Consider the following 13693-nt stretch of genomic DNA (forward strand, 5'->3'; position numbering starts at 1 on the left):
TCTGTTTCCACGGAGTCTGCGTTATAAAATTGTTCTCGCAGGCTCTTGCCCAATCATTTGTTCAATTTGATTTTGTTTATTTAACACGACCACTTTTGGTGTATGTGTCTTAGCTTCTTCTTCTGACAGCATCCCATAAGCGATAATAATGACTTCATCCCCTGGCTGAACGAGTCTCGCCGCCGCACCATTTAGACAAATGACACCGCTCTTTCTTTCGCCAGGAATAATATATGTTTCAAGTCTCGCACCGTTATGATTATTGACAATTTGTACTTTCTCATTTGCCATCATACCTGCCGCATCAAGTAAATCTTCGTCAATCGTAATACTTCCTACATAATGTAAGTTTGCTTCTGTTACCGTTGCTTTATGAAGCTTAGATGTCATAAAGGTTCTATACATGTTTTTCACCGCTTTCAGGAACATGGAAAATCACATTATCAATCAGTCTTGCCCGTGAAAATTTCACCGCAATCGCCATAATGACTTGACCTGCTAACTGCTCAAGCGGCTCAAGTTCTGGATATGAGTAAATCTCAATATAATCAATTTCTCCGCACGTCTGAACAAGTTCCTCTTCAATCAGCTGATACACACGACTGACATCACGTTCACCCTTTTCAACAGCTGACCGGCCTTTTTTTAATGCGCGGTATAAAGCGGGTGCTTCTTGTCTTTCTTTTTCTGACAAGTACACATTTCTTGAGCTTTTCGCTAAGCCGTCTTCTTCTCTGACTGTTGGTACAGATACAAGGTGAAGATCAAAAAAGAAATCCTTGATCATCGCATCGATCACAGCGACTTGCTGTGCATCCTTTAGACCAAAGTAGACATTTGTTGGTGACACAAGATGAAACAGCTTTGTGAGCACAGTGACAACGCCGTCAAAATGTCCTGGACGTTTTTTTCCGCATAAGACATCCGTCCGCTTTTGAACCGTCATCGTAATAGATGGTTCATTTTGGTACATTTCCTTCACATCAGGTGTAAATAAAATATCCACCCCTGCTGCTTCTGCAAGACGCTGGTCTCTTTCCATATCCCTTGGATAGGATTCAAAGTCTTCATTTGGTCCGAATTGCAACGGATTGACAAAAATACTCATCACGACAATGTCATTTTGTCCTCTTGCCTCTTTCGCAAGCGTCAGATGTCCTTCATGAAGAAAGCCCATCGTTGGGACAAAGCCGATGGAATGCTGGTTTTCTTGATGCTGCTTGATTAATTCTTTTAGCTCGTGAATATGGGAGACAACGTTCATTTTTTGATTCCCCCATATAAGCCATCAAGGACTTCTTCTTTGATATGAAACGTGTGCATGTCCTCTGGAAATGTGCGTGCTTTTACTTCTTTCGTATATTGAATGAGCGCTTCTTCTAAAACAGTATCAATTTGCGCGTATTGTTTCACAAACTTAGGTGTTCTAGACACCCCGTATCCTACCACATCATGGTAAACGAGAACTTGTCCGTCTGCCTCAGCTCCTGCACCAATTCCGATCACAGGAATCTTCAGCATGTCGGTAATTCGTTTTGTCAGTTCGCCAGGTACGCATTCCAGCACAAGAGCGATTGCACCGGCTTCTTCACATTTCAAGCTGTCTTCAATCAACTTTTGAGCACTTTCGTGGTCTTTTCCTTGCACTTTATACCCGCCAAGTACACCAACTGATTGAGGTGTGAGGCCTAAATGACTGACGACAGGAATTCCGCCTCTTGTTAGAGCTTGAATGGATTCAAATACTCCATCTCCGCCTTCTAGCTTTAAGGCATCGGCACCACTTTCTTGCATGATGCGTGCTGCATTTTTCATTGTTTCTTCTAACGAATAATGGTAAGACATAAATGGCATATCAGTCACAACAAATGTGTCCTTTGCGCCTCTTTTCACTGCTTTTGTGTGATGGATCATGTCATCCATCGTGACTTGAACTGTGGAATCTAGTCCAAGTACAACCATCCCAAGTGAATCACCAACTAAGATCATGTCGACTTCCGCTTTTTCCGCTTGTTTTGCAGCTGGATAGTCGTATGCGGTCAGCATCACAATAGGTTCGTTTTGTTCTTTCATTTTGAAAAAATCTAGCTTTGTCTTCATTTGTTCCTCCTCATTCTGGAGAGGAGATGGCTTGCCTCACATCACATGCTTTGATTTCTCATGTGCGGCGAATCATCCCTCTGTCCAAGTCCCTTAGGATCAAGGCAGAAATTTATCGAATTTTTCTTCCTAACAGGTACAGTTCTTTGCAGATACTGCCCACACGAAGTATATCAAAAATGTGCCGGGTGTTCCACTCAAGTTGACTTGATCTCAATGTCTGCGGAGTAGATTTTTTGGATACCGTCCTCCGTTTCAAGCAATAACACACCTTCTTCATTGATGCCAAGCGCCTTCCCCGTATATTGCCCATTGACAGTGCGGGCAACAATATGTTGACCAATCGTCATCGCAAACGATTCCCATAATTGTTTAATCGGCGCAAATCCTTGCTTCATGTAATCGTCATACCTTTTCTCAAAAGTGGACATCATCTGTTGTATGAGTGCAGCCCGATCCACTTTTTCATTCAGTTCCATTCGCAGACTTGTGGCGACATCCTTTAGTTCATCTGGGAAGTCATCAGCTGTTTGGTTCACATTAATGCCCGGCCCAATGATGACCGCATGAACCTGGTCAGCTTCTGCTTTTAATTCCGTCAGAATGCCAACGACCTTTTTTCCATTCAACAAAATATCGTTTGGCCATTTAATAGATGGATTGAGTCCCGTTTGCTGCGCAATCGCTTCTGCGATGGCTACAGATGCCAAAAGCGTCATTTGCGGCGCTTTATGCAGCGGGATCTCAGGCCGGAGAATAAGACTCATCCAAATGCCTGTCCCGTATGGTGAATGCCACGTTCTTTGAAGACGCCCTTTTCCGTTTGTCTGATGATCGCTGACAACGATTGTGCCGTGGGGCGCACCTTCATTGACAAGATCATGGGCAATCAGCTGAGTTGAAGCGACTTCTTTCTGAAAGTAAATATGCCTGCCGAAACTCTCTGTTTCCAGACCAAACAGAATTTCGTCCTCACTAATTTTGTCCGGTTTACGAAGCAGACGGTATCCTTTTCTTCTAACTGCTTCTACCTCATACCCCTCTTTTCGCAAGTCCTCCATATGCTTCCACACAGCTGTTCGGGAGCAGCCAAGTTCATCACAAATCTGCTGACTTGAGACAAAATCCTGACTGGATGCTGTAAATAGTTCAATTAATCGTTTTCTAATTGCGGATCGCATGCTTTAAGCCACTCCTCTATGGCTTCTTTTCGGTTTTCTAAACGGTTTTGCAAAACGGCTTTTTTCACAAAATTGAGCTCCTCTGCAATCCATTTCCCAGACGACTTTTGCCGAAATGCCATTAAATCTTTTCCTGAAACAGCGAGGTCTTGGAGCTTTTTAATCGGCAGTGCATCATAAGAACGCTTCGCTGCCTCCAGCTCATCAAAGAAAATGCGGCGCTCATGTTTTAGCTGTGTGATCTTCAAACTAGATAAGAGCACGTGTTCACCAGCTTCAAACATGTTTTCCGCATCCCAGTCACAATCAACGTATTTACTAATGGCTACTGCTTCTTTCAAAAGCTTGGTTGACAGCTTCCATTCTTTTAAGAAGGCCGCAGCCTCCGCTTCATCTAGGCCGAGCAAATGGATGCAAGCCCCCCATACCTCTTCTAGTCCATCCAGTAAGTAATATGGAAAGGCTTGAAAGGATTCATGAAGACGCTCCTCTTTGAGACCTGGCAATTCTTCATATAATTTGGTTGAAATGAGTACTTGAATGGCCTGCTCACAATGACGGCCTTTTAAAAGCTTCTCCATTTCAATCTTTTTGCGCTCAACTGATATGTTGGCAAGCAGATGCTTATCCTTTTTCATAGCTTCAGCCGTTTCATCAGCGAGTTCAAAGCCAAGCTGGCTTAAAAAACGGACAGCTCTCATCATGCGAAGCGCATCTTCTTGAAAGCGGCACGCAGGATCTCCAACAGTTTGAATTCGTTTCCGCTTAATATCCTGTTTACCACCTACATGATCAATAATTTCCCCATTTATATCCATGGCCATCGCATTAATCGTTAAATCTCTTCTTAAAAGATCTTCCTTAAGCGACGTGATAAACGCCACTTCTTTCGGTCTGCGAAAATCTTCATATTCTGATTCCGTTCGAAACGTCGTGACCTCATAGCTGACACCATCATGCAACACAATGACAGTGCCATGCTCCTTACCGACATCTACAGTTTTTTCAAATAAAGACTCAACCTTGTCAGGTGTTGCATCTGTCGCAATATCGATATCACCGATTTCCCGTCCTAATAGAACATCTCTCACCGCTCCGCCGACAAAGTAAGCCTGATGCCCATGTTCGTGCAGTGTATGTAATATAGGGATCGCATGTGTGAATGGTTCATTCATCTTCGTCATCACCTTCGATCAATTCTAGGTAAAGCTTCTCATATTCACTCACAATCTTATCAGAGGAGAAATGAGCCTGAACACTAGACTGAGCTGCCGCTGACACTTTTTCATGAAGCGCTTCGTCTTTCAGCAGAGACACTGCGTGCTTTGCTGCTCCGTCTATATCGCCGAGCGGGACAAGAAACCCTGTTTCTCCATGTGTAATCACCTCTGGAATACCGCCGACATCCGTACCGATACAAGGGACACCGCACGCCATTGCTTCAAGAAGCACAAGCCCAAAGCTCTCCTTCTCTGAAAGAAGCAGTTTCAAATCACTTATTGAATATAGCTCCTCAACCTTCTCTTGCTTGCCTAAAAACAATACGCGGTCTGTCAGTCCTAATTTTTTCACGAGTTCGCATACAACCGATTTCTCAGGACCATCACCAATGAGCAGCAGCTTTGCCTGCACCTGTTCAGAAATCTTTTGAAACACATGAATCACATCATGCACCCGTTTCACCTTTCGAAAGTTTGATACATGGATGATGACCTTTTCGTTCGGTAAAAGACCATAATGTGTCTTTAGCAAATCGTGATCTTCACGCAAATACACCCGTTCATCAACAAAATTATGAATCGTATCAATTTTTTTATCTGGTTTGATGAGATCGTATGTCTGCGCAGCTAATGAATGCGACACCGCTGTTACGCGGTCCGATGATTCGATGGCGAACCGAATCACTTCCTTTAATGATGGATCATAGCCTAAAACCGTAATATCCGTTCCATGAAGCGTCGTAACGACTTTCACAGAGTGTCCAGTCATTTGTTTGGCTAAGAACGCACAGACAGCGTGCGGGACTGCATAATGCGCGTGAATAATATCAAGCTTTTCTCGTTTTGCGACTTCTGCCAATTTACTTGCCAGCGCAAGGTCATAAGGCGGATATTGAAAAACTGCATATTGATTCACATCCACCTCATGAAAATAAATATTCGGATATACTTTATTAAGCCTAAACGGAATGCTAGAGGTAATGAAATGAACATCGTGCCCTTTTTCAGCTAGACGTTTTCCAAGCTCCGTGGCGATAATGCCTGAGCCGCCGACACTTGGATAACAAGTAATTCCGACCTTCAGTTTTTTCATAATTACCCCCCAAGTAAGTCATCGTCCAACAAAAGTGGTTTCTTTGTGATAAACCCTTCTGCATAAGCTTTGTTGACTTCTCTTCCATACATAGACTCTCTCATTTTGACAAAATCAATATAACCGTTCACAAGAGGCGTCTCTACTGAGTTTGCCGATTTAACAAATTGGCTTTTATACGCATGCAAGCTATCAATTTTTTGGTGCATTTCCTCAGAAATATCGATCACAAAATCTGGACGATGGTGCCCATTAATCATGTAATAATACATTTGGCTTATTTTATGCGCTGGCTGCTTGTATGAATCTTCAAATTTATGTATACCTGCAGAAAAAGCGGCCTCTTCTACAAGTGAGCCCGCATGGCCATGATCTGGATGCCGATCTTGGTGGTACGGAGCGAAAATCAGTTTCGGTTTGTAAGTTCGAATCACGCCCGCAATTTCCTTCATCGCTTCGTCGTTTAGATAAAGCCCTCTATCTGGCAGTGTAAGCTGGATTCTCGCTCTGACACCTAAAATAGCGGCGGCGGCTTTTGCTTCTTCTTTGCGGCTCTCTACTGTTCCATTTGAAGATAATTCGGCCTGGGTCAAGTCGCAAATCCCGACGCGCGCCCCTTTTTTTACGTATTTTGCAATCGTTCCGCCCATTCCGATCTCTACATCATCGCTATGGGCACCGAATGCAAGGATATCAAGTCGTTTCATTTGTTCCTCCGTTTTTTGCTACATCTCGAAAATCAAACGTACCTTTATTTAAATTCCTGACTAAAATTTCAGCAGTTCCCATATTGGTGGCTAATGGAATGGTATACACATCGCAAAGCCGGATGAGTGCAGATACATCCGGTTCATGCGGCTGCGCAGTTAGCGGGTCTCTAAAAAAGAGCACAAGATCCATTGCATTATCAGCAATTAAAGCACCGATCTGCTGATCTCCCCCAAGTGGTCCTGATTGGAAACGATGAATGGGAAGCCCCGTCGCTTCTTTCACTCTCAAGCCTGTTGTACCTGTTGCGTAAAGTGTATGATCTGCCAAAATATCACGGTACGCGGTGGCAAACTGAATCATGTCACTTTTTTTCTTATCATGAGCGATTAAAGCAATGTTCATCAGGAATCCACTCCTTATTAGTCGATGATATTTTCTAAACCATAAACGAGCTGATCAATGTGCATGACCTGCTCTACTGAAAGCTTCACGCCTGACATAAAGGATGCACGGTTATAAGAATCATGACGAATGGTGAGCGTCTGTCCGTCCATTCCAAACAGTACTTCTTGATGTGCAATCATGCCAGGAAGTCTCACGCTGTGCAGACGGATACCATCATAATCAGCTCCTCGTGCCCCTTCGATCAATTCTTTCTCTTCTGGATGTCCCTGCTTTTTGCTTTCTCTTACTTCTGCAATCATTTCAGCCGTTTTTAAGCCCGTACCGCTTGGGGCATCTAGTTTTTTATCATGGTGAAGCTCAATGATTTCAACGTCAGGGAAATAATTCGCGGCCATTTTGGCAAATTTCATCATTAAGACCGCACCGACAGCAAAGTTTGGTGCAATAATACAGCCTATGCCCTTTTCTTCTGTTAATTGCTGAAGCTCTTTTAGGTCATCTTCTGAAAATCCAGTTGTTCCTACGACTGGACGCACGCCATGTTCAAGTGCTTTTTTTGTATGTACTTTCCCGATTTCTGGTGTTGTCAGATCAATTAATACATCTGGTGCTGTTTCTGAAAGACATACATCAATATCCGTATAAATCGGTGCATTAGATGTCGTATGAATCACATCAGATAATTTTTTTCCTTCATGCGTGTGATCAAGTGCTGCCACCAGCTCAAAATGGCCTGTTTCTTCCGCCAGCTTCACAGCCTCTATCCCCATTCTTCCTCTTGCTCCAGCGATTACTACTTTGATGGTTTCGTTCGTCATCGTCTCTACTTCCCTTCTTTTCTCGTCCAGCGGTCTTTATCTCTTGTATTGAATTTATGCATCACACGATCATGTGCTTCTTCTAGTGAAATATCAAGTGAATTAGCGAGGCATGTTAACACAAACAAAACATCACCAATTTCTTCTTCCATGCTTTTTTCTGTTTCCGTTGTTTTTTTCGGCTTTTCTCCATAGTAATGGTTAACCTCTCTTGCCAGCTCCCCTAATTCTTCTGTCAGGCGGGCCATCATGGCAAGCGGGCTGAAATAGCCTTCTTTAAATTGTCCTATGTAATCATCTACTTCTTGCTGCACGTGACGCAGCGTTTTTTCTTTCGTCATGAAGCTCATCCTCCTATCCATCTCTTACATGTTAGCGAAATCATAAATATTTGACAAATGTTTAAGACTCAGTTTGCTTGTTTCTCTCCCATACCATATAATATTATCGCTGTCTAAGCAAAAAAAGGAGTGGTCTCTTGCTAAAAGAAATTCGTCTTAAAAATATCGTATTTATTTTAATAGGATCTGCGATTTTTTCTTTCGGTCTTGTTCATTTTAATATGCAGAACAATTTGGCGGAAGGCGGATTTACAGGTATTACACTGCTTTTATATTTTCTATTTCACATTGACCCATCTATTTCAAACCTTGTCTTAAACATTCCGATCTTTTTTATAGGCTGGAAAATGCTCGGCAGAACGATGTTTACTTATACAATTGTAGGAACAGTGAGTCTTTCTGTCTTTCTTGCCATCTTCCAGCGCTTTCAAATACATATGCCTCTCCAGCACGATTTAGCCTTAGCCGCCCTCTTTGCAGGTGTATTTATCGGAACAGGCCTCGGAATCATCTTTAAATTCGGCGGTACAACAGGCGGTGTGGACATCATTGCACGACTGATCAACAAGCATTATCAGGTGGCAATGGGACGAACGATGTTCATCTTCGACGCATGCGTCATTACCATCTCTCTGACCTACTTAAATTATAAAGAAGCGATGTATACACTTGTCGCAGTGTTTGTTGCTGCGAAGGTCATTGACTTCATGCAAGAAGGCGCTTACGCTGCCAAAGGCGCCATGATTATCTCTGAAAAAGATGACATCATTCAAAAGAAAATCACGGATGAGATGGAGCGCGGTGTCACCATCTTAAAAGGGGTCGGTTCCTATACGAAACAGGAGCGCAACGTTCTTTATTGCGTCGTTCCGAAAAACGAGCTTGTCCACCTTAAAAGCGTCGTGACCTCAGTCGATCCTCATGCGTTTGTATCTGTCAGTGACGTGCATGATGTACTCGGTGAAGGCTTTACATTAGATGAACACAAAAAGCCGCTCAATCCACATTAAAAAAGAAGCACCAGTTTTGGGCTTCTTTTTTTATGATTTAGGATAATCAGCCTGCCGTTTTTGCTTCTTTTCTTTTTCAGCACGATATTTCCGAAATCCAACATACGTTAACGTTAATAAAATGATACTCCCGGTTGTTAAGATGACCCATAAAAGCGATGGATCAGCTTCATCTTCATCGACGTGAGCAAACACACTCGATAAATCCTCTTCCAGCTTCGTGAGACGTTCAAGCTTTGTCCCACTTGATGCTTTTAAAAACTCACCTTGCTCAATCACTTCCATGTGCTGCTTAATCGTCTGGAGCTTTTCAGGCGAAATATCAATGGTTAAACTTGGATAGATCATATCATATAAAGAAACCAGCTCATTCCAAGTTTCATAAAATGTCGTCGATTCTGGATCTTTTACTTCTTTTTTCAATGTAGGAAAAGACCCCATAATAGGCTTCTCCAGCGAACCCCAAAGAGGCTCAGAATCCGACTGGATCGCATCAAGCAGCATTCTAAATTGAGAGGCATAACGAAGCTTTTCGCGCTCATTCAATTCTTCCTGCGGCAGCCCTTTTATCATATCTTGATAGCCAAGTGTAATTTGCCGAATCTGCGTATTCGTCAAAGTACCACGCCAATTCTCAGCTTTAAATGTCTTTTCAACATACAATGCGACTTGTAACGCCTCATCATATTTAGCTTGTCTCGTTAATTGAAAGATGGAATCTGATAGTTCCGTTAATTCTTGGAGCGTGTTAGCAGCTGTTTCCTCACCTTTGGCAACTGCTGGCTGTAATACGAGAAAAAATAATAGAATCATCGCGATTGGCTTTCGTTTCATGCAAGTCCCTCCTAGCCCTTCTCCTTACAGCGTATGAAGAAAAGGACAAGGTTAGACCAACATTGTTAAGGGAGTTCCAGCTTGACCGATTTTTTCGATAGAACGAGATAATACGAAACAAGAAGAACCGCAATACTTAGCCAAAACGTCACGTAGCCGATCTCATTTGAATAAGCAGACAGCATAGAATAACGCGGCATCATACCAAATACATAATCAATCACATCATTATGTAAGATCCAAATGCCGGCTACTACGAGATGACGCATTTGAAAACGATAATAGGGCGCAAACAATACAGCCTGAACCGCCATCGCAAAGTGAGACCCAATCAGCATGTATCCTTCCCACGGAAAATCATCAACAGATAAAAGCACAAAGATATTCATTCCTACCGCCCATAGCCCATATTTAATCAAGGTCACAAGAGCAAGTGCTTCAAAATAAGGAGCATTTCGTTTCATCAAAAACGCAAGTAATACAAATAAAAAGAAAAAGCTGGCCGTTGGACTGTCTGGTACAAAAGCTAAAAAGACAGCCGGTGTCTCTACGAGCTGCGGAATATACCAATAGTAGCCGTACACAGTGCCAAGGAAATTGATCATAAGCACCAGCACAAGCATGTAGCGCGTCGCTAGCAAATATTGAATCCATCTCATATGTCTCTTCACTCACGATCTGTTAAAATCAGAAAAAAGCTGACAGCGCCAGCTTTTTCTCTTTTGAGTATATCCTTGTACTTGCATTTAAACAACTGAATTATTTTGATTTGACCTCAGATAAATATTTAGAGAGCTTCTCAAGTTCTTCATCACTGCCTTTAAAGACACCCTTCGGCATGTTGCCTTTTCCTTCTACAGCGATTTTAGCGATCTCCTCAGGCGAAAGACCGTTGTCAACGAGTGACGGTCCGGCTGCTCCGCCCTGCATGTTATCCCCGTGGCAGGAGATACATGTCTGCTCTTGATAAATTTTATACTCTTCAGCTGAAGTATCAATCTCTGCTTCTTTCTTAATCTCACCTTGTTTTGCCGCTGCTTCCCAATCATGAGTTGCAACAGACTCCCACGTTAAATATGTTGCTGCGCCGACTGCAAGAATCATCATCCCGACTGCAATTGGTCTTCTATACGGTCTGCGTTCTGGACCTGAATCAAGAAATGGTGCGAGCAAAAGTGCACCAAACGCAATTCCAGGCATAATCATCGCGCCGACGACAGTGAAGTTTCCTGCAGCAAATTCATATTTTAATAATTGGTACAAAAATAGGAAATACCAGTCTGGCAGCGGAATATAGCCAGTATCTGTTGGATCAGCCATCCGCTCAAGCGGAGGCGCATGAACAACAGTTAGGACAAGAAATCCAATTAAAAAAACGGCACCTACAAGCCATTCCTTTAAAAGAAAGTTCGGCCAAAAGGCTTCTGTTTTTCCCGGATATTCGGAATAGTCTTTAGGTATGTTAGGTTTTCTTTCTGCCGGTATTCTGGAATCTCCGACAAACTTCATCCCTTTTCCCCTATGCAAAGTCATCCCCTCCTCATTGAACATTCATCAAACGCAGCATTTTATAGCGGTCCAGAAATTCCTTGCTTACGAATCATAATAAAGTGGGCAGCCATCAGCCCAAATAATGCCGCTGGCAAGAAAAAGACATGGATAGCGAAAAATCTCGTCAGCGTTTGTGCCCCTACAATGTCAGGATGACCTGCAAGCAGCGTTTTGATCTCTTTACCAATGAAAGGTGTTGCTTCTGCTATTTGAAGACCAACCTTCGTCGCAAACAGCGCCTTCATATCCCATGGTAAAAGATAACCTGTAAAACCAAGTCCAAGCATCACAAAGAAAATGAGCACACCAACAATCCAGTTCAGCTCTCTAGGCTTTTTATACGCCCCTTGGAAAAAGACCCTTAGCGTATGTAAAAACATCATCACAATAACTAAACTCGCACCCCAGTGGTGCATCCCTCTGACAATCTGGCCAAATGCCACTTCATTTTGCAAATAATAGACAGATTCCCAGGCATTTTTAATATCCGGCACGTAATACATCGTTAAAAACATGCCCGAAAGGACTTGAATGACTGTCACAAAAAACGTTAAACCGCCAAAACAATACACAAAAGCGGAGAAATGATGTGCTGGATTGACGTGCTCTGGCACCTCGTGATCTGCAATATCTCTCCATATTGGTGTAATGTCCAGCCGCTCATCTACCCAATCGTAAATCTTGTTAAGCATCGTTACCCTTCCCCTTTCGGCACAGCTTTTCCAAGATAGAGGTATCCGTCCTTCACTTGCTGCTTATAATGGTCAAGCGGTGCAAGCGGTGGAGTTCCGGGTACGTTTGTACCATCCTTGTCGTACAGCCCATAATGGCACGGGCAGAAAAATTTGTTTGGATTTTTCGGATCACTGTTCCAGTTCACTGTACATCCTAAATGTTTACAGATTGGCGATAAAGCGACAATTTCATCCCCTTCTTTGTACACCCATGCTGACCTAGATTCCTTTGACTCGTACCATGCATCTACTTGATCAATTTTAAAGTCAAAGCGCTTCGGTTCCTTTGTCAGTTCATCTACACTGACAACTTGAACCATATCCTGATCCTCTGTTCCTTTTAGCACAGGGTCAAGCGCAAAGCGAACCATAGGCATGAGCATTCCAGCGGCCATAAATCCCCCCACGCCGGTCAACGTGTAATTCAAAAATTGACGCCTGGACACTCCATGTCTCTTCTCGCTCATTTTTTTCTCCCCCCCTCAGGTCGTCAGCTACTTTATAACTGAATTAGAAAAAATTTCATAAAACTAGGACACCCTCATAATATATCAATCTATTCACAAGGTCAACATCCTAAAAAGCTATGTACAATGCAAATGTAAGGGTTTTTATGAAGGGTTCCATTTTTGTAACAAAAAGTTCAAAATTTGTTCTACACAGTCTTGAATCACTTTTTGCTTTAATTCAACCTTCAAATGCTCCAGCGGAACCGGCTTGAGCAAAAATAGCGATTCACTGATCTCAGTATGCTCTTTCCACTGGTGATCAGATGTGATCAATACGACATGCTGAAAATGATCGTTGAGCGACTGCTTCATTGTGAGTATGTCTTCTTGTTTCCGGTCACTTACTTCCAAATATGTATGTGGCGGAAAAAGAAAAACCCGCCCTTTTAACTGTCTTTCAAGTTCATCTGCTACAAGAATAGTAAACTCTCCTAAAGACACGGTTTGTTTCATTTGATCCGCATTCATCCCAACTAATGGAATGACAGCGGTATCAATGTAAGCTTTAGATTGCAAAAAGCGATCCGCGTCCTCTGATTGAAATCTCATCAAATTCCCCTCTTTCATGACATAAGCCCTGCCTGTATAGGGCAAGGCTTATTCGTTCAGTTTATGACAATAGGCTTAATTCTTTTGCCAGCTTATTAAATGTTTCTTGATCATGACGGTCAAGTGCTTCATCTATCTCTTTCATGAGCCGTTCTTTTTGGAAAGTTGCGATTGAGTGCTCAAGCACTTTCTCAGCAAGATCCTTATCTTTTTCGTTCTCATAAAGATCCTTTGGAATATGAGGATTTGTTTCAAGAACAGCTGCATATTCCGGCGAACGATAAGCAGAACGGAAATTCAATTGAATAAACAAATCCTGCTGTTTATTCAAACGAATATCATGAAATGACTTTTCAGCATCTGTCGTCATAATGTTTTCTTTATAAAATCTAAAGGGAACTTCATCCACACAGTGTGTTGACATGATGATTCCCCTTGGGCAAAATTCTGCTTGCTCTACAAAATGAACCTTTTCCATCAAAGAGTCGTGACTCATTAAATAATTTAATATCCAAACACACTCTCTTCGCTTTAGCTGATAATGGTTTAAGAACCACCGGATAAATTCCTTTTTTTCATTGACAGAAACAGGGGTCTGCATGTTATTCCCTCCTCTATCGTAAATTAAATTGCTATA

Annotated in this window: 18 protein-coding genes; 1 reads left to right on the forward strand and 17 read right to left on the reverse strand. The window is 42.5% G+C overall.

The window, feature by feature from the left end:
- Positions 1-21 precede the first annotated feature (21 nt).
- From panD to MHB69_RS10195, 10 genes are all read right to left on the reverse strand, one after another.
- Positions 22-405 (reverse strand): aspartate 1-decarboxylase, encoded by a 384-nt coding sequence (gene panD / locus MHB69_RS10150; RefSeq protein WP_024422780.1) that lies wholly within the window; start codon positions 403-405, stop codon positions 22-24.
- The gene (gene panC / locus MHB69_RS10155) at positions 398-1264 is read right to left on the reverse strand and encodes a pantoate--beta-alanine ligase (protein WP_342495541.1); all 867 of its coding nucleotides are present in this window, start codon (positions 1262-1264) and stop codon (positions 398-400) included. The genes panD and panC overlap by 8 nt, the downstream gene beginning before the upstream one ends.
- Positions 1261-2100, reverse strand: a complete 840-nt coding sequence (panB, locus tag MHB69_RS10160; protein ID WP_024422781.1) for a 3-methyl-2-oxobutanoate hydroxymethyltransferase — start codon at positions 2098-2100, stop codon at positions 1261-1263. The genes panC and panB overlap by 4 nt, the downstream gene beginning before the upstream one ends.
- A gap of 197 nt (positions 2101-2297) precedes the next feature.
- Positions 2298-3281 (reverse strand): biotin--[acetyl-CoA-carboxylase] ligase, encoded by a 984-nt coding sequence (locus tag MHB69_RS10165; RefSeq protein WP_076841023.1) that lies wholly within the window; start codon positions 3279-3281, stop codon positions 2298-2300.
- Complete coding sequence (locus tag MHB69_RS10170) at positions 3254-4456, reverse strand: CCA tRNA nucleotidyltransferase (protein ID WP_087975868.1); 1203 nt, start codon at positions 4454-4456, stop codon at positions 3254-3256. Before MHB69_RS10170 ends, MHB69_RS10165 begins: the two co-directional genes overlap by 28 nt.
- Positions 4449-5594, reverse strand: coding sequence for an N-acetyl-alpha-D-glucosaminyl L-malate synthase BshA (bshA, locus tag MHB69_RS10175; protein ID WP_041109605.1), 1146 nt, complete (start codon positions 5592-5594; stop codon positions 4449-4451). The genes MHB69_RS10170 and bshA overlap by 8 nt, the downstream gene beginning before the upstream one ends.
- A 2-nt stretch (positions 5595-5596) precedes the next feature.
- Positions 5597-6301: a bacillithiol biosynthesis deacetylase BshB1 gene (gene bshB1, locus MHB69_RS10180; protein ID WP_024422785.1), complete on the reverse strand. Its 705-nt coding sequence runs from the start codon at positions 6299-6301 to the stop codon at positions 5597-5599.
- A complete protein-coding gene (gene mgsA, locus MHB69_RS10185) occupies positions 6288-6707 on the reverse strand; it encodes a methylglyoxal synthase (RefSeq protein WP_034280445.1) in 420 nt (139 codons plus the stop codon). Before mgsA ends, bshB1 begins: the two co-directional genes overlap by 14 nt.
- Before the next feature lie 17 nt (positions 6708-6724).
- Entirely contained in the window at positions 6725-7528 is an 804-nt protein-coding gene (gene dapB / locus MHB69_RS10190) for a 4-hydroxy-tetrahydrodipicolinate reductase (RefSeq protein WP_034280443.1), read from the reverse strand.
- Between the two features lie 5 nt (positions 7529-7533).
- Positions 7534-7869, reverse strand: coding sequence for a nucleotide pyrophosphohydrolase (locus MHB69_RS10195; RefSeq protein WP_326149521.1), 336 nt, complete (start codon positions 7867-7869; stop codon positions 7534-7536).
- Positions 7870-8006: 137 nt separating this feature from the next.
- Here MHB69_RS10195 and MHB69_RS10200 point away from each other — a divergent pair, with 137 nt between their 5' ends.
- On the forward strand, positions 8007-8879 hold the full coding sequence (locus MHB69_RS10200) for a YitT family protein (RefSeq protein ID WP_024422789.1): 873 nt from the start codon (positions 8007-8009) through the stop codon (positions 8877-8879).
- A gap of 30 nt (positions 8880-8909) precedes the next feature.
- On the opposite strand, the gene ypjB is transcribed toward MHB69_RS10200, so the two are convergent.
- The 7 genes from ypjB to MHB69_RS10235 form a co-directional block, all read right to left on the reverse strand.
- Positions 8910-9713 (reverse strand): sporulation protein YpjB, encoded by an 804-nt coding sequence (gene ypjB, locus MHB69_RS10205; protein ID WP_041109608.1) that lies wholly within the window; start codon positions 9711-9713, stop codon positions 8910-8912.
- A 65-nt stretch (positions 9714-9778) separates the two neighbouring features.
- On the reverse strand, positions 9779-10372 hold the full coding sequence (locus tag MHB69_RS10210; protein WP_024428102.1) for a DUF1405 domain-containing protein: 594 nt from the start codon (positions 10370-10372) through the stop codon (positions 9779-9781).
- Positions 10373-10472: 100 nt separating this feature from the next.
- Entirely contained in the window at positions 10473-11240 is a 768-nt protein-coding gene (locus MHB69_RS10215; protein WP_024422792.1) for a menaquinol-cytochrome c reductase cytochrome b/c subunit, read from the reverse strand.
- Between the two features lie 41 nt (positions 11241-11281).
- Positions 11282-11956, reverse strand: coding sequence for a menaquinol-cytochrome c reductase cytochrome b subunit (gene qcrB, locus MHB69_RS10220; RefSeq protein WP_003215804.1), 675 nt, complete (start codon positions 11954-11956; stop codon positions 11282-11284).
- 2 nt (positions 11957-11958) lie between these two features.
- Entirely contained in the window at positions 11959-12465 is a 507-nt protein-coding gene (locus MHB69_RS10225) for a ubiquinol-cytochrome c reductase iron-sulfur subunit (protein WP_007500911.1), read from the reverse strand.
- A 144-nt stretch (positions 12466-12609) separates the two neighbouring features.
- On the reverse strand, positions 12610-13056 hold the full coding sequence (locus MHB69_RS10230; RefSeq protein ID WP_328699558.1) for a YpiF family protein: 447 nt from the start codon (positions 13054-13056) through the stop codon (positions 12610-12612).
- Positions 13057-13117: 61 nt separating this feature from the next.
- On the reverse strand, positions 13118-13657 hold the full coding sequence (locus MHB69_RS10235) for a ReoY family proteolytic degradation factor (RefSeq protein ID WP_008344562.1): 540 nt from the start codon (positions 13655-13657) through the stop codon (positions 13118-13120).
- Positions 13658-13693: the final 36 nt, after the last annotated feature.

The organism is Bacillus sp. FSL K6-0994, assembly GCF_038630815.1.
In the GTDB taxonomy this organism is placed as follows: domain Bacteria; phylum Bacillota; class Bacilli; order Bacillales; family Bacillaceae; genus Bacillus; species Bacillus safensis.

Bases quoted from the DNA above. Each gene is read 5' to 3' on its own strand.
- panD (WP_024422780.1), bottom strand. From the start codon at position 405: ATGTATAGAACCTTTATGACATCTAAGCTTCATAAAGCAACGGTAACA.
- panC (WP_342495541.1), bottom strand. From the start codon at position 1,264: ATGAACGTTGTCTCCCATATTCACGAGCTAAAAGAATTAATCAAGCAG.
- panB (WP_024422781.1), bottom strand. From the start codon at position 2,100: ATGAAGACAAAGCTAGATTTTTTCAAAATGAAAGAACAAAACGAACCT.
- MHB69_RS10165 (WP_076841023.1), bottom strand. From the start codon at position 3,281: ATGCGATCCGCAATTAGAAAACGATTAATTGAACTATTTACAGCATCC.
- MHB69_RS10170 (WP_087975868.1), bottom strand. From the start codon at position 4,456: ATGAATGAACCATTCACACATGCGATCCCTATATTACATACACTGCAC.
- bshA (WP_041109605.1), bottom strand. From the start codon at position 5,594: ATGAAAAAACTGAAGGTCGGAATTACTTGTTATCCAAGTGTCGGCGGC.
- bshB1 (WP_024422785.1), bottom strand. From the start codon at position 6,301: ATGAAACGACTTGATATCCTTGCATTCGGTGCCCATAGCGATGATGTA.
- mgsA (WP_034280445.1), bottom strand. From the start codon at position 6,707: ATGAACATTGCTTTAATCGCTCATGATAAGAAAAAAAGTGACATGATT.
- dapB (WP_034280443.1), bottom strand. From the start codon at position 7,528: ATGACGAACGAAACCATCAAAGTAGTAATCGCTGGAGCAAGAGGAAGA.
- MHB69_RS10195 (WP_326149521.1), bottom strand. From the start codon at position 7,869: ATGACGAAAGAAAAAACGCTGCGTCACGTGCAGCAAGAAGTAGATGAT.
- ypjB (WP_041109608.1), bottom strand. From the start codon at position 9,713: ATGAAACGAAAGCCAATCGCGATGATTCTATTATTTTTTCTCGTATTA.
- MHB69_RS10210 (WP_024428102.1), bottom strand. From the start codon at position 10,372: ATGAGATGGATTCAATATTTGCTAGCGACGCGCTACATGCTTGTGCTG.
- qcrB (WP_003215804.1), bottom strand. From the start codon at position 11,956: ATGCTTAACAAGATTTACGATTGGGTAGATGAGCGGCTGGACATTACA.
- MHB69_RS10225 (WP_007500911.1), bottom strand. From the start codon at position 12,465: ATGAGCGAGAAGAGACATGGAGTGTCCAGGCGTCAATTTTTGAATTAC.
- MHB69_RS10230 (WP_328699558.1), bottom strand. From the start codon at position 13,056: ATGAGATTTCAATCAGAGGACGCGGATCGCTTTTTGCAATCTAAAGCT.
- MHB69_RS10235 (WP_008344562.1), bottom strand. From the start codon at position 13,657: ATGCAGACCCCTGTTTCTGTCAATGAAAAAAAGGAATTTATCCGGTGG.